Annotated in this window: 19 protein-coding genes, 2 tRNA genes, 2 rRNA genes and 1 riboswitch (1 of these 24 cut by a window edge); of the genes, 14 read left to right on the forward strand and 9 right to left on the reverse strand. The window is 63.8% G+C overall.

Annotated features, from left to right (window positions below; translation table 11 throughout):
• Window positions 1–157 precede the first annotated feature (157 nt).
• The 4 genes from ftsE (at window position 158) to ABIG06_RS15880 (ending at window position 3,376) form a co-directional block, all read left to right on the forward strand.
• Window positions 158–817 carry a cell division ATP-binding protein FtsE gene (ftsE, locus tag ABIG06_RS15865; RefSeq protein ID WP_028178893.1) on the forward strand — a complete coding sequence of 220 codons (660 nt, stop codon included), beginning with the start codon at window positions 158–160 and terminating at the stop codon, window positions 815–817.
• Window positions 810–1,778 (forward strand): cell division protein FtsX, encoded by a 969-nt coding sequence (locus tag ABIG06_RS15870; protein WP_124161370.1) that lies wholly within the window; start codon window positions 810–812, stop codon window positions 1,776–1,778. Before ftsE ends, ABIG06_RS15870 begins: the two co-directional genes overlap by 8 nt.
• A 108-nt stretch (window positions 1,779–1,886) precedes the next feature.
• Window positions 1,887–2,591: a YdcF family protein gene (locus ABIG06_RS15875; protein ID WP_370137729.1), complete on the forward strand. Its 705-nt coding sequence runs from the start codon at window positions 1,887–1,889 to the stop codon at window positions 2,589–2,591.
• An 11-nt stretch (window positions 2,592–2,602) separates the two neighbouring features.
• Window positions 2,603–3,376: a lysophospholipid acyltransferase family protein gene (locus tag ABIG06_RS15880; RefSeq protein ID WP_370137730.1), complete on the forward strand. Its 774-nt coding sequence runs from the start codon at window positions 2,603–2,605 to the stop codon at window positions 3,374–3,376.
• Here the strand turns inward: ABIG06_RS15880 and ABIG06_RS15885 are convergent.
• A complete protein-coding gene (locus ABIG06_RS15885) occupies window positions 3,373–3,984 on the reverse strand; it encodes a gamma-glutamylcyclotransferase (protein WP_199751696.1) in 612 nt (203 codons plus the stop codon). The two genes, ABIG06_RS15880 and ABIG06_RS15885, sit on opposite strands and share 4 nt — an antisense overlap.
• 110 nt (window positions 3,985–4,094) lie before the next feature.
• On the opposite strand from ABIG06_RS15885, the gene ABIG06_RS15890 reads away from it, so the two are divergent.
• A complete protein-coding gene (locus tag ABIG06_RS15890) occupies window positions 4,095–5,279 on the forward strand; it encodes a DUF2125 domain-containing protein (RefSeq protein WP_124161373.1) in 1,185 nt (394 codons plus the stop codon).
• 110 nt (window positions 5,280–5,389) lie between these two features.
• On the opposite strand, the gene ABIG06_RS15895 is transcribed toward ABIG06_RS15890, so the two are convergent.
• From ABIG06_RS15895 to ABIG06_RS15905, 3 genes are read right to left on the reverse strand one after another with little or no spacing between them, the layout of a single operon-like run.
• The gene (locus ABIG06_RS15895; RefSeq protein WP_124161374.1) at window positions 5,390–6,325 is read right to left on the reverse strand and encodes a prephenate/arogenate dehydrogenase family protein; all 936 of its coding nucleotides are present in this window, start codon (window positions 6,323–6,325) and stop codon (window positions 5,390–5,392) included.
• On the reverse strand, window positions 6,322–7,419 hold the full coding sequence (gene hisC / locus ABIG06_RS15900; protein ID WP_124161375.1) for a histidinol-phosphate transaminase: 1,098 nt from the start codon (window positions 7,417–7,419) through the stop codon (window positions 6,322–6,324). The genes ABIG06_RS15895 and hisC overlap by 4 nt, the downstream gene beginning before the upstream one ends.
• A 29-nt stretch (window positions 7,420–7,448) precedes the next feature.
• Complete coding sequence (locus tag ABIG06_RS15905; RefSeq protein ID WP_124161376.1) at window positions 7,449–8,297, reverse strand: chorismate mutase; 849 nt, start codon at window positions 8,295–8,297, stop codon at window positions 7,449–7,451.
• A gap of 154 nt (window positions 8,298–8,451) precedes the next feature.
• A riboswitch (SAM riboswitch) is annotated at window positions 8,452–8,531 on the forward strand.
• Between the two features lie 85 nt (window positions 8,532–8,616).
• Between ABIG06_RS15905 and metX the strand changes: the two genes are divergently transcribed.
• Together metX and metW are read left to right on the forward strand one after the other, a co-directional pair.
• Window positions 8,617–9,819, forward strand: coding sequence for a homoserine O-acetyltransferase MetX (gene metX / locus ABIG06_RS15910; RefSeq protein WP_370140860.1), 1,203 nt, complete (start codon window positions 8,617–8,619; stop codon window positions 9,817–9,819).
• Window positions 9,820–9,821: 2 nt separating this feature from the next.
• A complete protein-coding gene (gene metW / locus ABIG06_RS15915; protein ID WP_370137732.1) occupies window positions 9,822–10,484 on the forward strand; it encodes a methionine biosynthesis protein MetW in 663 nt (220 codons plus the stop codon).
• A 116-nt stretch (window positions 10,485–10,600) separates the two neighbouring features.
• Here metW and ABIG06_RS15920 read toward each other — a convergent pair whose 3' ends face one another.
• The gene (locus ABIG06_RS15920) at window positions 10,601–11,464 is read right to left on the reverse strand and encodes an alpha/beta fold hydrolase (protein WP_370137734.1); all 864 of its coding nucleotides are present in this window, start codon (window positions 11,462–11,464) and stop codon (window positions 10,601–10,603) included.
• A 214-nt stretch (window positions 11,465–11,678) separates the two neighbouring features.
• On the opposite strand from ABIG06_RS15920, the gene ABIG06_RS15925 reads away from it, so the two are divergent.
• Window positions 11,679–12,323, forward strand: a complete 645-nt coding sequence (locus tag ABIG06_RS15925; RefSeq protein ID WP_370137736.1) for a TIGR02594 family protein — start codon at window positions 11,679–11,681, stop codon at window positions 12,321–12,323.
• Window positions 12,324–12,442: 119 nt separating this feature from the next.
• On the opposite strand, the gene ABIG06_RS15930 is transcribed toward ABIG06_RS15925, so the two are convergent.
• Window positions 12,443–13,231, reverse strand: coding sequence for an MOSC domain-containing protein (locus ABIG06_RS15930; protein WP_370137738.1), 789 nt, complete (start codon window positions 13,229–13,231; stop codon window positions 12,443–12,445).
• A 241-nt stretch (window positions 13,232–13,472) separates the two neighbouring features.
• Here ABIG06_RS15930 and clpB point away from each other — a divergent pair, with 241 nt between their 5' ends.
• Entirely contained in the window at window positions 13,473–16,112 is a 2,640-nt protein-coding gene (clpB, locus tag ABIG06_RS15935; RefSeq protein WP_124161381.1) for an ATP-dependent chaperone ClpB, read from the forward strand.
• 200 nt (window positions 16,113–16,312) lie between these two features.
• On the opposite strand, the gene ABIG06_RS15940 is transcribed toward clpB, so the two are convergent.
• The 3 genes from ABIG06_RS15940 to ABIG06_RS15950 form a co-directional block, all read right to left on the reverse strand.
• Window positions 16,313–16,579 carry a hypothetical protein gene (locus tag ABIG06_RS15940; RefSeq protein WP_124161382.1) on the reverse strand — a complete coding sequence of 89 codons (267 nt, stop codon included), beginning with the start codon at window positions 16,577–16,579 and terminating at the stop codon, window positions 16,313–16,315.
• Window positions 16,580–16,662: 83 nt separating this feature from the next.
• Complete coding sequence (locus tag ABIG06_RS15945; protein ID WP_370137741.1) at window positions 16,663–18,294, reverse strand: hypothetical protein; 1,632 nt, start codon at window positions 18,292–18,294, stop codon at window positions 16,663–16,665.
• Window positions 18,295–18,445: 151 nt separating this feature from the next.
• Window positions 18,446–20,509 carry a M23 family metallopeptidase gene (locus tag ABIG06_RS15950; RefSeq protein ID WP_370137743.1) on the reverse strand — a complete coding sequence of 688 codons (2,064 nt, stop codon included), beginning with the start codon at window positions 20,507–20,509 and terminating at the stop codon, window positions 18,446–18,448.
• Between the two features lie 634 nt (window positions 20,510–21,143).
• Here ABIG06_RS15950 and ABIG06_RS15955 point away from each other — a divergent pair.
• The 5 genes from ABIG06_RS15955 to ABIG06_RS15975 all read left to right on the forward strand — a co-directional run.
• Entirely contained in the window at window positions 21,144–21,449 is a 306-nt protein-coding gene (locus ABIG06_RS15955) for a hypothetical protein (protein ID WP_370137745.1), read from the forward strand.
• 53 nt (window positions 21,450–21,502) lie between these two features.
• A 16S ribosomal RNA gene (locus ABIG06_RS15960) occupies window positions 21,503–22,991 on the forward strand.
• A 187-nt stretch (window positions 22,992–23,178) separates the two neighbouring features.
• Window positions 23,179–23,255, forward strand: a tRNA-Ile gene (locus ABIG06_RS15965).
• Window positions 23,256–23,364: 109 nt separating this feature from the next.
• A tRNA-Ala gene (locus ABIG06_RS15970) sits at window positions 23,365–23,440 on the forward strand.
• 399 nt (window positions 23,441–23,839) lie between these two features.
• A 23S ribosomal RNA gene (locus ABIG06_RS15975) occupies window positions 23,840–24,750 on the forward strand; it runs 1,935 nt beyond the window's last position.
• The 16S and 23S rRNA genes sit together here with 2 tRNA genes alongside, the layout of an rRNA operon.

The raw sequence follows: 24,750 nt of genomic DNA on the forward strand, positions 1-24,750 counted from the left end.
TCAGCCGGTCGCGGCGAACCGGGCGGCAGGGATTCTGCCAAACATGCTACAGGTCGACCGTTAACGAACCGGAAACCATAACGACGGCAAAACCCGTTGATCGCGCAGGGCGGAGCGCCGCACTGCGACCCGCTTCCCCTCTCGAACGGAGCTGAGCTTGGTTCGGTTCGAAAATGTCGGATTGCGTTACGGTCTGGGGCCCGAGATCCTGCGCGATCTCAGTTTCCAGATCCCGGCGCATTCCTTCCAGTTTCTCACCGGGCCGTCCGGTGCCGGCAAGACTTCCCTGCTGCGCCTGTTGTTTCTGTCGCATCGGCCGACACGGGGCCTCGTCACTCTGTTCGGCCACGACATCTCGCAACTCGGCAAGGACGAGATTGCCGACCTGCGCAAGCGCATCGGCATCGTGCTCCAGGATTTCCGGCTGCTCGACCACATGACGACCTATGAGAATGTCGCGCTGCCTTTCCGCGTCATGGGGCGCAGCGAGTCGAGCTACCGCAAGGAGGTGATCGATCTGCTTCGCTGGGTCGGACTCGGCGACCGCATGGATGCGCTTCCGCCGATCCTGTCGGGCGGCGAGAAGCAGCGCGCGGCGATCGCGCGCGCCGTGATCTCGCGGCCGCAGCTGCTGCTCGCGGACGAGCCGACCGGCAGCGTCGACCCGACCCTCGGCCGGCGCCTGCTGCGGCTCTTCATCGAGCTCAATAAATCAGGCACCGCCGTCATCATCGCCACCCACGACATCGGCCTGATGGACCAGTATGAAGCACGACGGCTGGTGCTGCACCAGGGACGGCTGCACGTCTATGAGTAGGACCGACGAGCGCGGCGTGCTGGTCGACCTCGGACAGGAGCGTCCGCAGCTTCCGGCCAAGGCACGCAACATGTCGCCGATCGTGCCGCGCGCCTCGATCCACGGCAGAGCGCTGGTCGCCGTCGTCGCCATCATGAGCTTCCTCGCCTCGATGGCCACCGGCACGGTGCTGCTGGTGAGTGCCTCCGCCGCCGAATGGCAGTCGGACGTCGCGAGCGAGATCACCATCCAGGTTCGTCCGCAGGCCGGCCGTGATCTCGAGCGCGATACCGTGGCCGTGACGGAGGCGATGCGCGCGCAAGCCGGCATCGTCGAGGTCAGGCCGTTCACCAGGGAGGAGAGCGGCAAGCTGCTCGAGCCCTGGCTCGGCACTGGCCTGTCGATGGACGATCTGCCGGTGCCGCGTATGATCATCGCGCGCGTGCAGCCGGGGACGCCGCTCGATCTCGGCGCCTTGCGCGCGCGCGTGACGCAGGTCGCACCGGGCGCCAGCGTCGACGATCACCGCGCCTGGATCGAGCGCATGCGCTCGATGACCAACGCCATCGTGCTGGCCGGCCTCGGCATTCTCGCGCTCGTCATCATCGCCACGATCATCTCGGTTTCGTTCGCGACCCGCGGCGCCATGGCGGCGAACCGTCCGATCGTCGAGGTCCTGCATTTCGTCGGCGCCGGCGACCGCTACATCGCCAATCACTTCCTGCGTCATTTCCTCAGGCTCGGCCTGGAAGGCGGCGTGATCGGCGGCGGTGCCGCCATGCTGGTGTTCGGCTTCTCCGAGTCGATCGCAGGCTGGTTTTCCGGTACGCCCGTCGGCGACCAGTTTGCCGCGCTGCTCGGCACCTTCTCGCTACGGCCATCCGCCTACATCGTGCTCGCTGTCCAGGCCGTGCTAATCGGCGGCATCACCGCGGTGGCCTCGCGCCAGACGCTGTTTGCGACCTTGAATGATGTTGATTGAGTTGCTTTCTTCCTTCTCCCCTTACAAGGAGTGAGGGTGAAGAAACCGGACTCCACTTCGCCTTAAAACGTCTTAAAATCGCTTCAGGGAAGGGATTACCGACATCGCATGACCTCGCCGACCGACGATCGATCGCCGAAACTGCCGCGCGGCTGGCTGCGCGCGACAATCGTGTCGGCGATCGCACTTGCCTTTGTCGGCGCGGCCGCAGGCTTCGTTGCGTTCCTGTCGCAATTGCGAGGCGCCGAGACGGTGCCCGACCGCAAGGCCGACGGCATCGTGGTGCTGACCGGAGGCTCCTCGCGGGTATCGGACGCGATGGAGCTGCTCGCTGCCGGCTACGGCAGGCGGCTCCTGATCTCCGGCGTGCATCCAACCTCGACGGCGAGCGACATCTCCCGGACCTTGCCGGAGAACCAGTCCTTCATGACTTGTTGCGTCGACCTCGACCGCACCGCGCTCTCGACCCGCGGCAACGCAGCGGAGGCGCGGCGCTGGGCCGAGGGGCGCAGGTTCAAATCCCTGATCGTGGTGACCTCCAACTATCACATGCCGCGTGCGCTGGTGGAATTTTCGCATGCGATGCCACAGACGACGCTGATCCCGTTCGCGGTGGTCGGCGAAAAATGGCGCGAGGAACCGTGGTGGACCTCCGGATCGACGCTGCGGCTGCTCATGTCGGAATATGTCAAGTACGTCGCGGCCGAGGTCAGGGTACGGCTGGAGGATTTCGGGATTGACCTTTGGCCCGAGATGTCGGAGCAGCCTGCAGGTCAGCGGCCGAAGCGGCCCGCCACCGCACAGGCCAATTGATCGGACTATCGATGTCTCTGATTTTTCTGCGCTCGCTCGTGTTCAACGTGCTGTTCTACGCCGTGCTGGTGGGCCTTGCGATCGTGGCGCTGCCGACCTTCGCATTGCCGCCCCGCGCCATGCTGACGGTGGCGGAATGGTGGGCCAAGGCAACGCTGTTCCTGATGCGCGTGGTCTGCAACATCAAGGTGGAATTCCGCGGTGTGGAGAAGATCCCGAAAGGACCGCTGCTGATTGTGGCAAAGCACCAGTCGTTCTGGGAGACGTTCGTGCTGCCGGGTTTCTTCGACCGGCCGATCTTCATCCTCAAGCGCCAGCTCATGCAGATCCCGGTGTTCGGTCAATTCCTGGTCAAGACCGGGATGATCGCGATCGACCGCAATGCCGGCGTGAAGGCGCTGCTGGACATGACGCGGCGGGCGCGCGATGCGGTGCGCAGCGGCCGCCAGCTCGTGATCTTTCCGGAAGGCACGCGCCGCGCGCCGGGCGCGCCGCCCGACTACAAGAGCGGCTTTGCGCAGATCTATTCGTCCTGCGGCGTGCCATGCCTGCCGGTCGCGCTCAACTCCGGCCTGTTCTGGCCCCGCCGCACCTTCATGCGCTATCCCGGCACGCTGGTGGTGGAGTTTCTCGAACCGTTGCCGCCGGGCCTGCCGAAGGACGAGTTTCTCTCCCGCGTGCAAACCGCGATCGAGGATGCGACCGCCCGCCTCGTCGAAGCGGGGCGGAAAGAGCAGGAGCAGTTGATCGGCTCGGCGCCGAGCTACGCGCCGAACCGCGGCTAGCGACTTTCTCGATCTTCGTCCCGATCCACAGCGTGGAGCGAATGCGCATCACCATGCAGCATCAATGCAAGCTGATGCAGCTGCGCGTCGCGAAAGCCTTCGGCCTCGATCGCCTTCACCGTCGCGGTCACGTAGTCGCGGTTGGCGCCGGACTGGCCGTGGCCCTGAACGACATGGCGGTGCTGCTCGGCGAGCGACAGCCGGCCGGCATATTGCCCATGGCCACGGTCGACGACGTAGGCGAGCGCCGAGACGCGCTGGCGCGCATCGTTCTCAAGCCACACCGAGCGCATCACTTCGCGATAGACCGACGTGACCTGCTCGCGTGCGCGCAAATAGGCGACGACATCGGCGCGGTTCTTCTCGGCGACGCGGAAGGCGATGCCGCGGCAGGCGCCGCCGCGGTCGAGCCCGAGCACCAAGCCAGGCTTTTCCGGCGTGCCGCGATGCACGAACGAGTAGACGCAGAGCGCGCGATGCTCGCCGACCAGCCGGGCCGGGATGCGTTCCTCGAACTCGAAGCCCGGCCGCCACATCAGCGAGCCGTAGCCGAACACCCAGAGGTCGCCCTTGGCGGTGGTGACGGAAGGGACGGTGATTTCCGACATTTCGGGCACGGCTACCAGAACCATGCCCCGAAGCGAAGCGAATTCTCCGCCTTTCGTCGCAGGCCGTCCCCGCTTACATTTGCCAAAATCCGGGATCAAAGGGTCGCCGCATGTCCAATATGACCGTTGCCGCAGGCCGTCGCTCCCGTTGGGGCCTTTTCATCGCACCCGTTCTCGTCCTGATCCTCGCGGTCGCGTGGAGCGGTTTCTGGTTCTACGCGGCGTCGCAGGCCGAAATTGCCGCAGACGCCTGGCGGGCGCAGGAGGCCAAGTCCGGCCGCATCTATGATTGCGCCAAGCGCTCGATCGCGGGTTTCCCGTTCCGCTTCGAGGTCCAGTGCTCCGGCGCCAGCGTCGCCCTGGTGTCGCAGAACGCGAGCAGGACCCCGTTCACGGCGAAGCTCGACAACATCCTGGTCGTCGCCCAGGTCTACGATCCCAAGCGCATCATCGCGGAATTCTCCGCGCCCGCGACGCTGACCGACGGCGTCACGCAAAACACCTTCGTGGTGAACTGGAGCAAGGGCCGCGCCAGCGTGGCCGGCCTGCCGGCCGTGCCGGACCGCGCCTCCATCGTGTTCGACGATCCGGGCCTCAACCGTCTCGACGGCAGCGTGCAGGTGCCGCTTGCGCGCGCCAAGCAGGTCGAGCTGCACGGCCGCCTCGCTGATGGATCGCCAGCCGATCGTCCCGTCATCGAGACCGTGGTTCACGTCGCGCAGGGCAGCATCCAGGGCGTTCATCCCCTGCTCGCCGAGCCGTTCGAGGCGGACACGCGCGCAAAGGTCACCGGCCTCTCCGACCTCACGCCGAAGCCCTGGCCGCAGCGCTTTCGCGAGATCCAGGCTGCCGGCGGCCATATCGAGATCGTGCAGTCGCGGATCCAGCAGGGCGAGATGATCGCGGTTGCGGCCGGCACGCTCGGCCTTTCGGCCAATGGCCGGCTCGACGGCGAATTGCAGATGACGGTGACCGGCCTTGAGCGCGTGATCCCGGCGCTCGGCATCGAGAAGATGCTGGAGGAGGGCGTGCCGCAGGCAACGCTCGACCGCGTCGCGCCCGGCGTGAAGTCGCAGGACCTCAACAATTTGTTCGGCGCGCTCGACCGGGCCGTGCCCGGCCTCGGCAAGGTCATCAAGCAGAACGCCAATGCGGGCGTCGCCGCCGGCATCAATTCGATCGGCACCGAGAGCACGCTGGAAGGCAAGAAGGCGAGAAGCTTCCCGCTGAAGTTCGTCGATGGCGCCGTGCTGCTCGGCCCGGTCAAGGTCGGCCAGATCCCGCCGCTGTATTGAAGACTGTCATTCCGGGGCGATGCGTAGCATCGAACCCGGAATCCATTTCACTGTGCGCGGTGGCCCAATGGATTCCGGGCTCGCCCTTCGGGCACCCCGGAATGACAGGCTCACGGCTTCTTCAGCGCCGCATGCGGCCGGCCGAAATCCGGCGCGGCGGAATCCTGGCCGATCTCGACGATGCCGCGCCGGATGGCGCGGGTGCGGGTGAAGTGGTCGAACAGGGCTTCGCCGTCGCCGCGGCGGATCGCGCGGGTGAGTTTTGCGAGATCCTCGGTGAAGGTGCCCAGCATCTCCAGCACGGCTTCCTTGTTGGCGAGAAAGACGTCGCGCCACATCGTCGGATCGGACGCGGCGATACGGGTGAAATCGCGAAAACCGCCGGCGGAGAACTTGATCACCTCGGATTCCGTCACCTGCGCCAGTTCGTCGGCGGTGCCGACGATGGTATAGGCGATCAGATGCGGCAAATGGCTGGTGATCGCGAGCACGAGATCATGATGATCCGGCGTCATGACCTCGACCTTGGCGCCCATCGCCGCCCAGAACGCGCGCAGATGCTCCGTGGCCGCCGTGTCGGTGCCTTCCGGCGGCGTCAGGATGCACCAGCGGTTGATGAAGAGCTCGGCAAACCCCGAATCCGGGCCCGAATGCTCGGTGCCCGCGACCGGATGCGCCGGCACGAAATGAACGCCCTTCGGCAGATGCGGGGCCATGTCCCGGACCACCGCGCCCTTGACCGAGCCGACGTCGGAGATGATCGCACCCGGTTTCAGATGCGCGGCGATCTCCTGCGCCACGGCACCGCAGGCGCCGACGGGAATGCAGAGGATGACGAGATCGGCCTCCTTCACGGCCTCCGCATTGGTCGCCACGACCTGATCGACGATGCCGAGCTCGGCCACCCGCGCGCGTGTCTTCTCCGAGCGCGCGGTGGTGACGATCTCGCCGGCCAGGCCCTGGAGCTTCGCAGCGCGCGCGATCGAGCCGCCGATCAGGCCGAAGCCGATCAGCGCGACGCGCTGGAAGTGCGGATCGGCATTCATTTGCCGCCCATGAAGTCGCGCAAGGCCTCGATCACGAGACGGTTGGCCTCCTCGGTGCCGATGGTCATCCGCAGCGCATGCGGCAGGCCGTAATTCTTCAGCGCGCGCAGCACGAGACCCCGCTTGGTCAGGAAGGCGTCGGCGTCGTCAGCGGTCTTGCCCTTCTCGGCCGGGAAGTGGATCAGCACGAAATTGGCGACGCTCGGCGTCACCTTCAGGCCAAGCTTGCCGACCTCCTCGGTAAGCCGGTTGCGCCAGGTCTCGGTGAACTGCTTCGACATCGCCTGGTGCGCGGTGTCCTCGATCGCGGCGACCGCGGCGTACATCGCCGGCGTCGACACGTTGAAGGGACCGCGGATGCGGTTGACCGCGTCGATGACGTGCTCGGGGCCGAACATCCAGCCGATGCGCAGCGCAGCCAGGCCGTGGATCTTGGAGAACGTGTGCGTCACCACCGTGTTCTCGGTGGTGGCGACGAGCTCGATTCCCATCTCGTAATCGTTGCGCGAGACGTAATCGGAATAGGCGGCATCGAGCACCAGCAGCACATGCGAGGGCAGGCCGGCGCGCAGCCGCTTGACCTCGTCGAACGGCAGATAGGTGCCGGTCGGGTTGTTGGGGTTGGCAAGCCAGACCAGTTTGGTCCGCGGCGTCACGGCCTTCAGGATGGCGTCGACATCGGCCGTGAGATTGGTCTCCTGCGCGACGACGTTCTTGGCACCGACCGCCATCGTCGCGATCGGGTAGACCAGGAAGCCGTGCGTGGTGGAGATCGCCTCGTCGCCGTGGCTGAGATAAGTGTGGGCGAGCAGATTGAGGATCTCGTCCGAACCGGCACCGCAGATGATGCGGTTGGGATCGAGCCCGAACGAGCGGCCGATCGCCTCGCGCAGCACGCGCGAGGTGCCTTCCGGATAGTCCTCCAGATGATCCGCCACGCGCTTGAACGCCTCGATCGCCTTGGGCGAGGGCCCGAACGGCGTCTCGTTGGCCGAGAGCTTGAACACCTTGCGGCCCGGCTCCGGCACCGGGCTCTTGCCGGGGGTGTAGGGCGCAATATCGAGAATGCCGGGATTCGGCACGGGGCGGGACATCTTCAACTCCGAAATGGCGGGCGCGCGATTTACGATTTCGCCCCGGTCGGGGGCACCGTATAGCGCGTTGCGTGGCTGCCGACGAGGGCCGTGGAGCGCACCGAGGCCCCCGCCTCGATCAGGGCAGCCCTGACTTTGTCGATGCTGGTCGCGCTGGTGACCGAGACCAGCAGCGCGGCGCCATCGAAGGCGGTATCGGGCACCGCCACGATCTCGGCGAGCGGCGACAGGGCGCGTGCGACCTCGGCGTTCCACCCGGAGACGCGGACGCTGAAGGTTTCGACCTCCGTCACCAAGGCGCTGTCGGCGACCCGCGAGATCGTAAACACCGGCAATGCGGCCGGATGGTCAGCGCGTTCGACGAACGGCAGCCGCGCGATGATTTTCGGCGCGCCATCGGCTTCGAGCTCAAGCCACCAGGGCGTGCGGCTCGACGTTGCCGAGACCAGCGCCAGGTCGCCCTTGGATTTCGCCGCTGCTTCGACCGCGGCCTGCGCGCTGAAATGCGCGACGTAGGGCACCGTGAAGCCGAAATGGAAGCGCGCGGAATCGCGCATCGCCGGCTCGCTCGCCGAGATATCGGCATGAACGGAGAACGGCGCCTGCACGTAAGTGAACGTCGCGATGATGACACGCCAGATGCTCTCGACCGTGTCGAGCGGCAGGATGCCGCGATGGCGCTGCACGAGGTGACGCATCATGTCGGCCTCGCGTGCCGGGCGGAACGCCGAGCCGACCTCCTGGGTCTGCTTCACTTGGATCAGGCGGTCGATAATATCGCCGCGCTGCATCAGGAGGCGATGCATGCCCTCGTCGATCGCGTCGATCTCCTTGCGCAGTTCTTGGAGCGATGGTGGCGCGGGCGGACGTTGGGACATATCTGGCTGCGATGGTTTCGAGGGGGATGTCCTGATTAGGCAGTCGGGGCGGCGAAAGCAAAGAGAAATGACGTGCTTTGCGGGCGACGTGACGAAGGCGAATTGGGCCGATCCGGGCCGTGACTTGACGAAAACCGCCCAAGACGGTAGCTTTTGCCTGTTCCGTGGTCATTTGAGCCGGCCGGCTTGCAGCCACGTTAAAAAACTCGCTAAACAGGCCGGGGACGCTTCCGATCCCGGCCGAACCTATCGTTCAGGCCGGGTTTTTCATGGCCTGATTCCAGCGGCGGTCTGACGGCAGTCGCAAACGAGGTCGATGATGGTTGGCGTCAAGTCTGTACCCAGTCCTGCGATCAGCGCCGACGAACGGTCGCACGAGGTGGATCACCCGAGTTCGCAGGTCGCGCAGTTCGGCATCGAGCAGCCGCTGCGGCTCGATTGCGGCGTCGATCTCACCCCGTTCCAGATCGCCTACCAGACCTATGGCGAGCTCAACGCCGATCGCTCCAACGCCGTTCTGATCTGCCATGCGCTGACCGGCGATCAGCACGTCGCCAATGTGCATCCCGTCACCGGCAAGTCCGGCTGGTGGGAGACGCTGGTCGGCCCCGGCCGGCCCATCGATCCCAAGCACTACTTCATCATCTGCTCCAACGTGATCGGCGGCTGCATGGGCTCGACCGGGCCGGCGTCGATCAATCCCGCCACCGGCAAGGTCTGGGGCCTGGATTTCCCTGTTATCACCATCCCCGACATGGTGCGGGCGCAGGCGATGCTGATCGACCGGCTCGGCATCGACACGCTGTTTGCGGTCGTCGGCGGCTCGATGGGCGGCATGCAGGTGCTGCAATGGACCGCGGCCTATCCTGGCCGCGTGTTCTCCGCGCTGGCGATTGCCTGCGCGACGCGGCACTCGGCGCAGAACATCGCCTTCCACGAACTCGGGCGCCAGGCGGTGATGGCCGACCCCGATTGGCAGGGTGGCGGCTATGCCGATCGCGGCATCCATCCGCACCGCGGGCTCGCGGTGGCGCGGATGGCGGCGCACATCACCTATCTCTCGGACGCGGCGCTGCATCGCAAGTTCGGCCGGCGTATGCAGGATCGCGAACTGCCGACCTTTTCGTTCGACGCGGATTTCCAGGTCGAAAGCTATCTGCGCTACCAGGGCTCGTCTTTCGTCGAACGCTTCGACGCCAATTCCTATCTCTATCTGACGCGTGCGATGGACTATTTCGACATCGCCGCCGACCATGGCGGCGCGCTGGCGAAGGCGTTTGCGGGTATCCAGACCCGCTTCTGCGTGGTCTCCTTCACCAGCGACTGGCTTTTCCCGACCTCGGAATCGCGCGCGCTGGTGCACGCGCTGAACGCCTCGAGCGCGCGGGTGTCGTTCGCCGAGATCGAGACCGATCGCGGCCACGACGCCTTCTTGCTCGACGTGCCCGAATTCTTCGACATCTCCCGCGCTTTCCTGCAATCGGCAGGCAAGGCCCGCGGGCTCACCCTCAAGGACCGCTAGCGATGTCTGTCCAGGAAGTGCTGCCGCTGGGGGGGCTCGCGTCCGCGCAGTCCGGTCAGTTTCGCGCCGACCACCTGCTGGTCGCCGAGATGGTCAAGCCGGGTTCGAAGGTGCTCGACGTCGGCTGCGGCGAGGGCGACCTGCTTCAGCTGCTGGAGACCCGCGGCATCGACGGGCGCGGCATCGAGCTGTCGCGCGAGGGTGTCAACCGCTGCGTCGCCAAAGGGCTTGCGGTGGTGCAGGGCGATGCCGACACCGATCTCGTCAACTATCCCGATGACGCCTTCGATTACGTGATCCTGTCGCAGACGCTGCAGGCGACGCGGCAGCCGCGTGTGGTGCTGGAAAACCTGCTGCGCATCGGGCGCCGCGCCATCGTCTCGTTCCCGAATTTCGGCTTCTGGAAGATGCGGCTCCAGCTCCTGATCGGCGGCCACATGCCGCGCACCGAGAACCTGCCGGCGACCTGGTACGACACCGCCAACATCCACTTCTGCACCATCAAGGATTTCGTGCAGCTCTGCGACGAGATCAACGTCAAGATGGAGCGCTCGGTGGCGCTCGATCTCTACGGCCGCCCGGTGCCGCTGAACCTGCCCTGGTGGGTGTGGAATATGTTCGGCGAGCAAGCGGTGTTCTTACTGAGCCGAGGCGGGGGGAAATAGCCTCTGTCCGTCATTCCGGGGCGATGCGAAGCATCGAGCCCGGAATCCATCGTCCAACAGCGCCTGCAGCCTGATGGATTCCGGGCCTGCGCCTTCGGCGCATCCCGGAATGATAGCTAGTGGGGAGCCAGCGACCGCGGATCCCGCACCGGCCAGCGCCCAGCTTCCACCAGCGTCACGAACCGCTCCACGCTCGCGTTGAACAGCGCAGGCTCCTCGAGGTTAAGCACGTGGCCGGACTTTGGAAACATCGCCAGTCCGGCTGCGGGGAGGTGCTTCTTCAAGAACAGGCTCGGCCCGATGCAGGGATCGTCCTCGTCGCCGCAGATGATCAGTGCCGGCGTCGCGACGCCTTTGATCGCGTCGGTCATCGTGTAGATCGAGGGGCGGCCGCCCTGGAAGCCGCGCATCGTGCGCGCCGAACCGTTGGCATCGTGCCGCGCCAGCGCGGCGTAGAAATCCGCGTGCCCGCGCGGGTCCTTCACCAGGAACGGAATCCGGCTCGGTGCCTCGCGCGTGACCTTTGCGACCTCTGCGGAGCCCAGCGTCTCGAACTGCTCGGCATTGGCGCGGCACTGCTTGCGCCAGGCCTCCAGATTCTCGACCTCCGAACCCGAGCCGACGCCGGCCAGCGTCATCGACAGCGCACGCTGCGGCGCGTTCAAACCGATCTGCAGCGACGAGTAGGCGCCCATCGAAAGGCCGACGAGATGCGCGCGCGCGATCCCGAGATGATCGAGCACCGCGAGCGCGTCGGTGTAGAAGTGCGTATAGCTGTAGATCTCGCCGTCAGGCACGTCCGACGGCGTGTAGCCGCGCGCCGAATAGGTGATGCAGCGATGGCCGCGCGAGAAGTAGCGCATCTGCGGCTCCCAATTGGTGTAGTCGGCCGCAAACTCGTGCAGAAAAAGTATCGGCGTTCCCTGACCCGCCTCTTCGAAATAGATGCGGACGTCGTCCCTGGCCGTGGCGTGGGGCATTAACTGTTTCCCTCTATCAAGCCGCCTTTGCAGGATCGCAGTTAACGCTGTTGTCCGCAATGCGGCAGCGTCGAACCAGCACCGACACAAAATCATCGCAGCTATTCGCCGATGCGGTGTCTTTTTCTCGCCACATCGGACGGCTTAACGGCCTGACCTATGTCGGCCACTTCACCGGCCGATCGGAAAGTAGGGGTGTAACGAAGGATGAAGAATGGTTGAGTTGTTTGCGTTCCGCCTGTCGCGTTGTGTTGTCGCGCTGGCGTTCTTTTTTGCGGCGGTCGCCGCGTTCGTTTCTCCGGCCTCGGCACGGCCGCATCATCGTCATAGCGCAGAGCGGCACGCTTACGTGCACCACGCCAGGCATCATCACCACCGCCATCGTGCACGCAGCTCGCGCTTCGAGCGCAGCGCGGCGCAGTTGCAGGCGAGCGGCTTCGCCAACACCCAGGCCAGCTATAATCCGAATACCAATGCCGGCGGTGCTGGCATGAGCGGCGGCCTCAGTGGCGGCTCAGGCCTCGTGTCCGAGGCGCGCCGCTATCTCGGCGGCAATCCGACCGGACGCGGCAGCCTGTGGTGCGCGCGCTTCATGAACATGGTGCTCGAGCAGACCGGCCATCGTGGCACCGGCTCGGACATGGCGAACTCGTTCGCGCATTATGGCACGCGCATCTCCGGTCCGCAGGTCGGCGCCATCGCGGTGATGTCGCGCGGCCGCCGGGGCGGCCATGTCGGAATCATCACCGGCATCGACGCGCAGGGCAATCCGATCATGATCTCCGGCAACAGCGGCAACCGCGTCCGCGAAGCGCCGGTCTCGCGCGGCCGGATCTATGCGTATGTGATGCCGAACTGAGGTTCGTCGCTGTCATTGCGAACGAAGCGAAGCAATCCAGAATCCCTCCGCGGGAATAGCCTGGATTGCTTCTTCGCTTCGCTCCTCGCAATGACGGAGTGCGTGGAGCCGAAGTGCCGTCACACCAATCTCGGCTCTTCCACCGCCACCACGTCACCGATGCCGACGTCACCGTCGGCGATGACCTCGGCGTAGATGCCGCAATCCATGTGGCCGAGATGGCGCGACAGCGTGGGCGGGATTTCGAGATCGCGCTTGGCGGTATCGGGATCGACATTGGTGGCCGGGCAGCGGACGATGCGCTTGATCACCTTCAGCCGGGCCTGCCCGACCGCAAGCGTCTGGCCGACCAGATCGAGCTCCGACCAGGCCGGCCAGCCCTTGACGTAGAGATTGGCGCGGAAGCGCAGGGGATGCACGGGGACGCCGCCGAGCATGGTCTCGATCGCGCGGACGCTGCCGAGATTGATGATGGAGACCACCTTGCGGGCGACATCGGAGAAGCTGTGGTTGCGGCCGGACAGAACCTTGGGCGGGCCCTTCAACTCCGGCTGAAAGTTCTCGCTGAAATAGGCCTCGATGACGGCGCGCCCGGCGGCGGCCTCCAGATCGCCGCTGGCGACGGTTTGGCCGCCCTTGCGGATGGTCAACAGATTGGTGGCATCGTCGAACCGGCTGTCGAGCTCAGCCAGCCGCTCATTGCGCGCGAGCATCAGAAACTGGATCTTCGGCTTCCACTCGGGCGCATCGGGATCGAACCCGCTCGGTCCGTTCTCGATGGCGTAGCGGCGGTCGGCTGGCAGGGTCTGGCCGACCCGCAAAGCGACGCGCGACAGGCGTTCCGGCGTCAGGCCCTTGATCGGGTAGCGATAGAGGCCGGTGATCTCGGCCGTGTGGCTGGCTGTCATGCCACTACTTAAGGGATTCGGCCCGCGGGAGCCAAGCCCGCCCAGGAGCGCACGAATTTGTGAACTCGCCTCTTTCGCATCCGCAATCTGCTTCCCACATCTGCCGCAGGCCGGCGGCAACGTCGGCAAAAAGACGGCCGTTCCCGCTTGAGAAACCTCAATGCGGTGAGCGGAAACCCAATGAAGATGCCGTATTGGGGTGCCTGAGAGGGCCCCAAGGGCAGGCCGAGGGACAGAAAAGATGAACATCGAGAAGTATACCGAACGCTCCAGGGGCTTCATCCAGTCTGCGCAGTCGCTCGCGATGCGCGAGGGGCACCAGCAGTTTTCCACCCTGCACCTCCTGAAAGTCCTCCTGGACGACAATGAGGGGCTCGCTGCCGGCCTGATCGACCGCGCCGGCGGCAATTCCCGTGCAATTCTGAAGGCCACCGAGGACGCCCTCGGCAAGGTGCCGAAGGTTTCCGGCGGCGGCGCCGGCCAGATTTACCTCGCACCCGAGCTCGCCCGCACCTTCGATGCCGCCGAAAAGGCTGGCGAGAAGGCCGGCGACAGTTTCGTCACCGTGGAGCGGCTGCTGCTCGGCCTCACGCTGGAGAAGACCAGCGAGGCCGGCACGATCCTGAACAAGGGCGGCGTCACCCCGCAAAACCTCAATGCGGCGATCGAGGCGCTGCGCAAGGGGCGGACGGCGGATTCCGCGACCGCCGAGAACGCTTATGACGCGTTGAAGAAATATGCCCGCGACCTGACCCAGGCCGCGCGCGACGGTAAGCTCGATCCGGTCATCGGCCGCGACGAGGAGATCCGTCGCACCATCCAGGTGCTCTCGCGCCGGACCAAGAACAACCCCGTCCTGATCGGCGAGCCCGGTGTCGGCAAGACCGCCATCGCGGAAGGGTTGGCGCTGCGCATCGTCAACGGCGACGTGCCGGAGAGCCTCAAGGACAAGAAGCTGCTTTCGCTCGACCTCGGCGCACTGATCGCCGGCGCAAAATACCGCGGCGAATTCGAGGAGCGGCTGAAGGCCGTGCTTCAGGAAGTGACCGGGAGCGAGGGCACCTTCATCCTGTTCATCGACGAGATGCACACGCTGATCGGCGCCGGCAAGGGTGACGGCGCGATGGACGCCTCCAACCTGCTCAAGCCGGCGCTCGCCCGCGGCGAGCTGCACTGCATCGGCGCGACCACGCTCGACGAGTACCAGAAGCACGTCGAGAAGGACGCCGCGCTGGCGCGGCGCTTCCAGCCGATCTTCGTCAGCGAGCCCTCCGTCGAGGACACGATCTCGATCCTGCGCGGGCTGAAGGACAAGTATGAGCAGCACCATGGCGTGCGGATCACCGATTCCGCGCTCGTCGCCGCCACGACGCTGTCCAATCGCTACATCACCGACCGTTTCCTGCCTGACAAGGCGATCGACCTCATGGACGAGGCCGCGGCGCGGCTGAAGATGCAGGTCGACTCCAAGCCGGAAGAGCTGGATTCGCTCGACCGTGAGATCATCCGGCTCAAGATCGAGCAGGAGGCGCTGAAGAAGGAAAGCGATCCCGGCTCCAAGACCCGGCTGCAGACCCTGGAGAAGGACCTTGCCGAGCTCGAGGAGAAGTCTGCTGGGCTGACGGCGCGCTGGAGCGCGGAGAAGAACAAGCTCTCCGATGCCCAGAAGCTGAAGGCCGAGCTCGATGGCTTGCGAGTCGAGCTCGCCAACGCGCAGCGGCGCGGCGAATTCCAGAAGGCCGGCGAGCTGGCCTACGGTCGCATCCCGGAGCTGGAGAAGCAGCTGGCGGATATCGAGGCGCGCGAAGGCTCCGGCGAGATGATGGAGGAGGCGGTCACCGCCAACCACATTGCGCAGGTCGTCTCGCGCTGGACCGGCGTGCCGGTCGACAAGATGCTGGAAGGCGAGAAGGAGAAGCTCCTGAAGATGGAGGAGCAGCTCGGCAAGCGTGTCGTCGGTCAGGCCGAGGCTGTGCGTGCGGTCGCGACCGCCGTGCGCCGCTCGCGCGCGGGCCTGCAGGACCCGAACCGCCCCACAGGCTCGTTCATGTTCTTGGGCCCCACCGGCGTCGGCAAGACCGAGCTGACCAAAGCTCTCGCGGAGTACCTGTTCAACGACGAGACCGCGATGGTCCGCCTCGACATGTCCGAATACATGGAGAAGCACTCGGTCTCGCGGCTGATCGGCGCGCCTCCGGGTTATGTCGGCTATGACGAGGGCGGCGCGCTCACCGAAGCGGTGCGGCGCCGGCCCTACCAGGTGGTGCTGTTCGACGAGATCGAGAAGGCGCATCCCGATGTCTTCAACGTCCTGTTGCAGGTGCTCGACGACGGCCGCCTGACCGACGGCCAGGGCCGCACCGTCGACTTCCGCAACACGCTGATCATCATGACCTCGAATCTCGGTTCGGAATTCCTGGTGAATCAGCCGGAGGGCGAGGACACCTCGGCCGTGCGCGAGCAGGTGATGGGAATGGTGCGCGGGCACTTCCGTCCCGAATTCCTGAACCGCGTCGACGAGATCATCCTGTTCCACCGCTTGCAGCGGAGCGAGATGGGCCGCATCGTCGAGATCCAGTTCGCGCGGCTCCAGAAGCTGCTGACCGATCGCAAGATCGTCCTGACGCTCGATGCCGCCGGTCGCGACTGGCTCGCTGCCAAGGGCTGGGATCCCGCCTATGGCGCAAGGCCGCTGAAGCGGGTGATCCAGCGCTACCTCCAGGATCCGCTCGCCGAGATGATCCTGGCCGGCGACGTCAGGGACGGCGACAATGTCGCGATCTCGTCAGAAGGCAACGTGCTGACCTTCAACGGCAAGGCACCGCAAACCGCCGAGATCACCCAGTTCGAGGCACCGGTGGCGAAGCGGAAGCTGAACTGAGCGCCGGCGATCGTCGCCTGAAACGATAAGCCGCCCCGGAGAGAGCAATCTCTCCGGGGCGTTTTGCGTGTTGGAGTGCCTGTTGGAGATTGAGGTGTTAATGGCTTGCCACATGACAAGTGCGGTCCCTCCGCAAGCAAGCGGGAGAGGTCAATGGCATCCGAGGCGATTCACCCGATTCAACCTGAAGCCATCCGGCTCTAACTGACAGCAGAACCGGAGCCCGGTTCGGCCGGTCCGACCTCCTCGTCGTCCTCTTCCAGCTCCGACAGAATATCCACCAGCTCGCGCACCCGGCCTTGGGCCAGGGGGCGCAAGTCGTTGATCATGGGCTCGTCATTGGCGAGCCAGGCCTGCGCTTCGGCGAGTTCCTCAGCCGTCGCGCCGGTTCCGATGATCTGGGCGATGGTGACGTCGTCGGCCCGGTCCACGGCCTTGACGACGTCGTCGCGTGAGAGGCGCGTCATGGGCGATCCTCCTGCTGGTCGGCTTCCGTCAGCTAACCGGAAACCCGCCTGCGGGTTCCGCGGCAGGTCGTGGCCGGCGAATGCTACTTCTTCACCACCTTGTAGATCGCGTTCTCGAGATCCGAGCTGAAGTAGATGACGCCCGTTGCGCCGACTGCGACGCCAGTCGGAATGTGCGTCGGCAGGCCGCCGGGCGCGCCTGTCAGGCCGATCGGGAGGTTGGCGGTAATCTCGGCGACTTTGCCGCTGTCCGGCGCGATCTCGATCAGCCGCTTGGCGCCGACCTCCGCCACGATGAGCTTGCCATCGCTCCCGCGCGCGATGCCTTCGGGCATTTTCAGATCCTTGGCGATTACGGTCTTTTTGCCGTTCGTGTCGATGCGGGAGACGGCGCCGGCAAAGGCTTCGGTGAGATAGACCTCGCCGCCAGGTCCACCGACGAGCCCGACTGGACCCTCGAGGTCACCGATCAGCGTGGTGCGATCCTTGCCGTGCTCGCCGCTCACCTTGACCAGTGACTTGGTGCCGAGCTCGGCGACCAGGATGCTGCCGTCTGCGAGCACGATTGCATCATGCGGCGCCTTGAAGCCGTGCAGCATGTCGCGCGTTGCGCCGGTCTTGCCCTCGATCACCTGCACGGTGCCGGTGAACCAGCTCGACAGGACCACGTCGTTGCCCTGCGCCGTCGCGCTCATCGGATATTCGAGCGTGACGCCGGCGGCGTGCATGCGCGCCTTTTCGGTGACCTCGCCGGTCGCTCCATTCACCGTGCGATAGGCGAACACGTCGGCGACGTGGATCGTGTCCTTGCCGTTCTCCGAGGTGACGCCGATGCCGCCGGGCAAAGCGAGCTTGCCGATGATGATCTGCTTGGCCTGGCCGGTCGCCGGATCGACCTCCTGGATGCCGTTGTCGGCCATGTTGGAGACGTAGATGCGGTCCTTGCCGTCGATGGCGAGATTGTCCAGGGACGGCTTCAGCTGCGCGATCATGGTCTTGGCGCCTGAGTCAGGAGCGACCCGGACGAGCTGGCCGAGCGCGGTGTCGACCGCGAAGAGATTGCCCTTGGAATCGAAGTTCACGGCGGCCGGGACCTTGAAGCCGTCGGCGACGACGGTCAGCTCGGCGTTGTCGACGTCGATCCTTGCGATCTGGCCCTTGAACCAGAGCGGACCGTAGAGCTTGTCGTCGGGGCCGAACTCGAAGCCGTTGAGGCCGCCCATCTTCTCCATGATCTGGCGCGGCGGTTTGACGCCCTCGACATCGATCTCGTAGAGCGCATCGCCAAGGAAGACGGTGGTTGCATAGAGCCGGCCGTCCTTGCGGAAGGCCAGCGAGTTGATGCCGGGGAGGCCACTGGCGAGCTGCCTGATCGGGCCGTCGCCCTTGCGCGCATAGAGATCGCCGGCGAGGAATCCGGTCCAGGCCATGGTGCCGTCGGGCGCGAACGCGATGTCGTCGGCCATTCCGACCGGTGCCGGGATTGCAACCTTGGCGCTACTGCCCGCAAGGTCGACCTCATAGAGCGCCGCGCCTGCGACGCTGCCGGCAAACAGGTGGCCGGCCTTGTCGACAGCGAGCCCGTGCACGCCGTGGAATGCCGAGCCCGGGACGAGCTTGGTGACCTCCCAGATTGCCGGCAAGGTCTCAGCCGATAGGCTCGTGGCGGAAAACAGCGCAGCGACCAAGGCTGCGCAGGCGAGCCTGTTCTTCATGGCGAGACCTCCCTCTTTTTTGGAAAGTATTCGCCCTTCATGCCGCTTTGGCAAACGAAACTTGACGTTGTGACGCCGCGAAGCGGCCTCGCGCGACGATGTCGAATTCGGATCGTGTCTGGAGGTGGCCGCCGGGCGATGGATGCCCGACTTAGCGGTTGGTGACCTGCAATGGCCCGCCGGTCGCGTCCGACATGCGGGCGATGGCGGCGCCGCGGCCGCTCAACATGCCGTCGAGCCGGTCGCGCTCCTTCTCGAAGCTGGCCAGCATCGGGCCCTCGAGCGAGCGGCCGCGCGGCAGCTTCACGCGCATCGGGTCGACGAAGCGGCCGTTGACGAGGATCTCGTAATGGACGTGCGGGCCGGTCGACAAGCCCGATGAGCCGACGAAGCCGATCACCTGGCCCTGCCGCACCTTCTTGCCGGGCTCCATGCCCTTGGCGAAGGCCGACATGTGGCCGTAGGCGGTCTCATAGCCGTTGGAATGCTTGATGCGGATGTACTTGCCGTAGCCGCCCTCGGGGCCGGCCTTTTCGATCATGCCGTTGCCGGAGGCGAAGATCGGCGTGCCGTAGGAGGTGGCCCAGTCGACGCCGGTGTGCATCTTCACGTAGCCCAGGATCGGGTGACGGCGGCCGCCGAAGCCGGAGCGCATGATGGCGTTGTTGACCGGCTTTCTGACCAGGAACTTCTTCGCGCTCTTGCCGGTCTCGTCGTAGTAATCGACGACGCCGTCGTCGGGGCTCTGGTAGCGGTAGTACTTCTTGGTCTCGCCGCCGACGGTGAGGGAGGCGAACAGCACTTCGTTCTTTTCGCTCGACGTCACGCCTTCGTCCTCGCCGGCGTAGAACACGTCGAAGGAATCGCCGGGCTGCACCTTGCGCTGGAAATCGACGTCGTAGGAGTAGATCTTGATCATGTCCTCGATGACGGGCATCGGCACCTTGTTGCGCATCGCCGTCTCGTAGATGCTCTGGTAGAGCCGCACGCCGCTGCCGTCGTCCTCATCATCGTCGTCGCTGTCGGCGTTGGCCGCGGCGTCGGCGACGGTGTTCATGCTGGAGACGTCGACCGCGACGTATTTGCCGAGATCGGACAGCGCCGCGATCGCCTCCACGATGGTGTCGTTTGCAACCACGACGCGATAGGGCTGGAGCCGGGCGCCGGGGCTCGCGGGCGCCATCAGGATGCGGAGTTTCTCGCCTTCCTTGAGGCCGCCGTCGCGGCCGCGCGGGCCGAGCGTTGCTGTGATCGCCCTGATCTCGTCAGCCGTCGCGCCGAGATCGCGCAGCACCGAGCCGACGCTGTCGCCCTTCCTGACCAGATGAACACGCTCGCCGTTGGGATTGCCGCCGGTGATCTGCTCCTTGGTCTTGGGCAGCAGCGTGACGTTCTCCGGCACCACGCGCGTCTCGAAGCCGGCATAGGGATCGGACGACGACGTCTCGGTGGCGTAGGCCATCTTGATGTCGGACGGGCCGGTCGCGCCGGAGACATCGGCTGCGGCATTGGCGAGCGAGGCGTAGCGCACCCCGCCATTGCCGCGCCAGTTGGCGGCATCGCGGACCCGCATCAGGATGTCGTCGAGCGCCACCACTGCGGAAATCTTGGCCTTCGGCAGCACCGACGACAGGTCCTTGGTGACGAAGGACACCTCCGCGTCGGGCTCGACCGCCTCTGGATTGTTGGGATCGTCGGACGCCGTCTTCGGATCGGAGCCGACATCGGTGAGCAGGCGCTGGGCGTTGAACGGCGGGATCTTCGCCGACAGGTCGCTCGTCGTCATCGACAAATTGCCGGCGATGCGGACGAAGGGGCGCACCCGCATCACGTCGCGGTTGCCGACGCGGGCGACCGTCGAGACGCGCACGATGTTGCGCGAGGCGGTGGATTCGCTCGGCGGCGGCAGGCGGTCGCTCTTGTGCAGCGTGGCGGCGCGGTCGGCGGCGCCGAAGGCTCCGCGCAACGCGCCTTCGACCCGCTCCGGCACCTTGGCGAACGTCATCTCGCCGTCGAGTGATGCGAAAACGGCGCCGCCGATCAGGGCCGCGCCGCAGAGTCCGGTCAGAATTGTCCCGCTGAACCATTGCACCGAGACGCGGCGGCGGTCGATCACGGCGGCTTCGGAACCATCGACGGACAGCGGCGGCTCGTGGCCGAGATCGATGATCCCGGTCTCACGCCCGTAGGTGCCGCGTGACGTCCTGTGGTTCAACCCAAGTCCCCCAATCAACGACCCAAGAAAGCCCGCTTCGAACCTTGTCCCGGGCCGCCCTCTTGAACGGGGATCGCCGGAAAAGGCAAGCCGCACAGGCGCCCGCGCTCAGAAGGCCCCGGAACAGGGCCGGCCGAAATTACGAACAACTGGACGGATGAAGCTCTCTCGATGTCTTTCGAACGTCGAAGGAAGGTTGCGTCATCTGCAAGATCGCCTTCCCCTGACCCCGTGAAAATCGCCGGCAGCCTCCAAGGCATCCCCGCGATTCAAGCTTGTCTCTTACCAGAACGCCGCGGGATTGTGGCTCAAGTACGGCGCCAAATATGGAAAAAACTTCCTCAAGATGCCGGCGCAAGGGGCGTCCCCGGATGGGCGCCTCAAGCCGCCTCTGAGGCCCCTCCGGAGCCTCCAGGGCCTCAAACTTTTTTTCAGTTTTTTTTCTTCGCACCGGGTCGGTTCGTTCGCTCTACATCGCTCCAAACCTCTGGAATCACGCGATTTTTTTGGATGATCCACTGTGCGACGATTTGTTGACGATGGGCGTTGACAGCCCGGAAGGCGGGGCCTATAACCCCAACCACTGAGCGCGGCGCCGCCGGGTCACTGACCAAGGCGAGCGAACGCGCCACTGATGCTCCTCACCTTGTTGAGTGACACAACAATCGACACCAGTCGGTTGGAGTCATTCATCGTCGGTAAGGGTGTCGGAACCCTTCCACTCTGGAAGGTTGGGGCCTCCGCGGTCCCGGGCTGTTTGACAAGTGAAGATGAAGAAAGAGAAACGTGGACGGCGGAGTCCTTGCGGGTCTCGCTTCTGGAAAGCTTCGGCTTTTCTGATCGAGACCGGACGAAAGACTTCGGCGGTACACGTTTCAAAGGTTACACCATCGTTGCCAGCGATGTGAATCGCGGGCAGCTCGTCGACCTCGGTCGATGAAAAATGGTGGGACCTCGTCAAACGTTGTGATCAGCCGGTTCAAAGTTCAAGTCCAACTTGAGAGTTTGATCCTGGCTCAGAGCGAACGCTGGCGGCAGGCTTAACACATGCAAGTCGAGCGGGCGTAGCAATACGTCAGCGGCAGACGGGTGAGTAACGCGTGGGAACGTACCTTTTGGTTCGGAACAACACAGGGAAACTTGTGCTAATACCGGATAAGCCCTTACGGGGAAAGATTTATCGCCGAAAGATCGGCCCGCGTCTGATTAGCTAGTTGGTGAGGTAATGGCTCACCAAGGCGACGATCAGTAGCTGGTCTGAGAGGATGATCAGCCACATTGGGACTGAGACACGGCCCAAACTCCTACGGGAGGCAGCAGTGGGGAATATTGGACAATGGGGGCAACCCTGATCCAGCCATGCCGCGTGAGTGATGAAGGCCCTAGGGTTGTAAAGCTCTTTTGTGCGGGAAGATAATGACGGTACCGCAAGAATAAGCCCCGGCTAACTTCGTGCCAGCAGCCGCGGTAATACGAAGGGGGCTAGCGTTGCTCGGAATCACTGGGCGTAAAGGGTGCGTAGGCGGGTCTTTAAGTCAGGGGTGAAATCCTGGAGCTCAACTCCAGAACTGCCTTTGATACTGAAGATCTTGAGTTCGGGAGAGGTGAGTGGAACTGCGAGTGTAGAGGTGAAATTCGTAGATATTCGCAAGAACACCAGTGGCGAAGGCGGCTCACTGGCCCGATACTGACGCTGAGGCACGAAAGCGTGGGGAGCAAACAGGATTAGATACCCTGGTAGTCCACGCCGTAAACGATGAATGCCAGCCGTTAGTGGGTTTACTCACTAGTGGCGCAGCTAACGCTTTAAGCATTCCGCCTGGGGAGTACGGTCGCAAGATTAAAACTCAAAGGAATTGACGGGGGCCCGCACAAGCGGTGGAGCATGTGGTTTAATTCGACGCAACGCGCAGAACCTTACCAGCCCTTGACATGTCCAGGACCGGTCGCAGAGATGTGACCTTCTCTTCGGAGCCTGGAACACAGGTGCTGCATGGCTGTCGTCAGCTCGTGTCGTGAGATGTTGGGTTAAGTCCCGCAACGAGCGCAACCCCCGTCCTTAGTTGCTACCATTTAGTTGAGCACTCTAAGGAGACTGCCGGTGATAAGCCGCGAGGAAGGTGGGGATGACGTCAAGTCCTCATGGCCCTTACGGGCTGGGCTACACACGTGCTACAATGGCGGTGACAATGGGATGCTAAGGGGCGACCCTTCGCAAATCTCAAAAAGCCGTCTCAGTTCGGATTGGGCTCTGCAACTCGAGCCCATGAAGTTGGAATCGCTAGTAATCGTGGATCAGCACGCCACGGTGAATACGTTCCCGGGCCTTGTACACACCGCCCGTCACACCATGGGAGTTGGTTTTACCTGAAGACGGTGCGCTAACCCGCAAGGGAGGCAGCCGGCCACGGTAGGGTCAGCGACTGGGGTGAAGTCGTAACAAGGTAGCCGTAGGGGAACCTGCGGCTGGATCACCTCCTTTCTAAGGATGGTTCTTCAGAAGCTTGCTTCTATCGAACCGTTTTAGAAACATCAGTGGCCAACAGATCGCCAGATCGTTGAGCTGCATTGGCGGGATTTCGCCGTCTTCGTTTCTCTTTCTTCGCGGACGAACACGCGCTGGGGCTGCAGGCTTGCGGATCCCTGGTCCTTGACTGGATATGCGTTAGGGGCTTGTAGCTCAGTTGGTTAGAGCGCGCGCTTGATAAGCGTGAGGTCGGAAGTTCAAGTCTTCCCAGGCCCACCAGCCTTCGCGCTTCGCTGCTTCGGCTAGGCGAGCCCTTCGAAACGGAGGCTGCCACGCCGTAGGCTTGGCGAAGGCGGGCTAATCAAACGAGCATTCGTCTTCTGGTTACGGGGCCATAGCTCAGCTGGGAGAGCGCGTGCTTTGCAAGCATGAGGTCGTCGGTTCGATCCCGTCTGGCTCCACCAGATGGTTTGATCACCGAGGTCCTGCGCCGTCGTCCGCGAAACATCACTTCGCATCCTGCTAGTCTGGATAGACAGCAAGATGCGTGTTTTCTGACATCGTAAAGAGGAGATCGATCCGAGTTGGGTTGTGCAGCATATCGTTGCGCGAGCCTTCATTATCTCCGGATCATTTTCGACGCTCGCTTTCAGCCGTGAGGTTGAATGCGAGTTGTAAAATGATCCTTTTAGCGAAGCTTGACCGCCTCGCTATCGGAACGATCTTACGAAGCAAGCTGGTCTTTCTAGTCAATGTCCGGCTGTACGTAGCGTTCATCGAGGGCGCGCGCCTTAGAGATTTCGGTCTCGCGGCAATCGTACAGATAACATTCTGCCGAGTGTGTGGACATTGATAATGAGAGCAATCAAGTGCCTTAAGGGTGTTCGGTGGATGCCTTGGCGCTGAGAGGCGATGAAGGACGTGCTACGCTGCGATAAGCCGTGGGGAGCTGCGAAGAAGCTTTGATCCGCGGATTTCCGAATGGGGAAACCCACCTTCGATAGCCGGAACTCCAAGACCTTGCGTCTTGGTGTTCGACCAGAAATGATCGGGACCATGACCGCGAGGTTTTGGATTTCCGGTTATCAAGAGAAGGTATGAGACTTCTGAATACATAGGAGGTTTCAAGCGAACCCAGGGAACTGAAACATCTAAGTACCTGGAGGAAAGGACATCAACAGAGACTCCGTTAGTAGTGGCGAGCGAACGCGGACCAGGCCAGTGATACATCAAAGACAATCGGAACCAGTCAGGAAAGCTGGGCCTCAGAGGGTGATAGCCCCGTACGAGTAATGCGATGATGTATCCACGAGTAAGGCGGGACACGTGCAATCCTGTCTGAACACGGGGGGACCACCCTCCAAGCCTAAGTACTCCTCAGCGACCGATAGCGAACTAGTACCGTGAGGGAAAGGTGAAAAGCACCCCGACGAGGGGAGTGAAATAGACCTGAAACCGGACACCTACAAACAGATGGAGCTCAAGATTCGTTCTGGGTGACATCGTACCTTTTGTATTATGGGCCAGCGACTTAATTTAACGAGCAAGCTTAAGCCGATAGGCGAAGGCGTAGCGAAAGCGAGTCTGAATAGGGCGCCAAGTTCGTTGTATTAGACCCGAAACCTAGTGATCTAGCCATGAGCAGGTTGAAGGTGAGGTAACACTCACTGGAGGACCGAACGGGTGCCTGTTGAAAAAGGCTCCGATGACTTGTGGTTAGGGGTGAAAGGCCAATCAAACTGGGAAATAGCTGGTTCTCCGCGAAAGATATTTA

It is taken from the genome of Bradyrhizobium sp. USDA 326 (assembly GCF_049739485.1).
Lineage (GTDB): Bacteria > Pseudomonadota > Alphaproteobacteria > Rhizobiales > Xanthobacteraceae > Bradyrhizobium.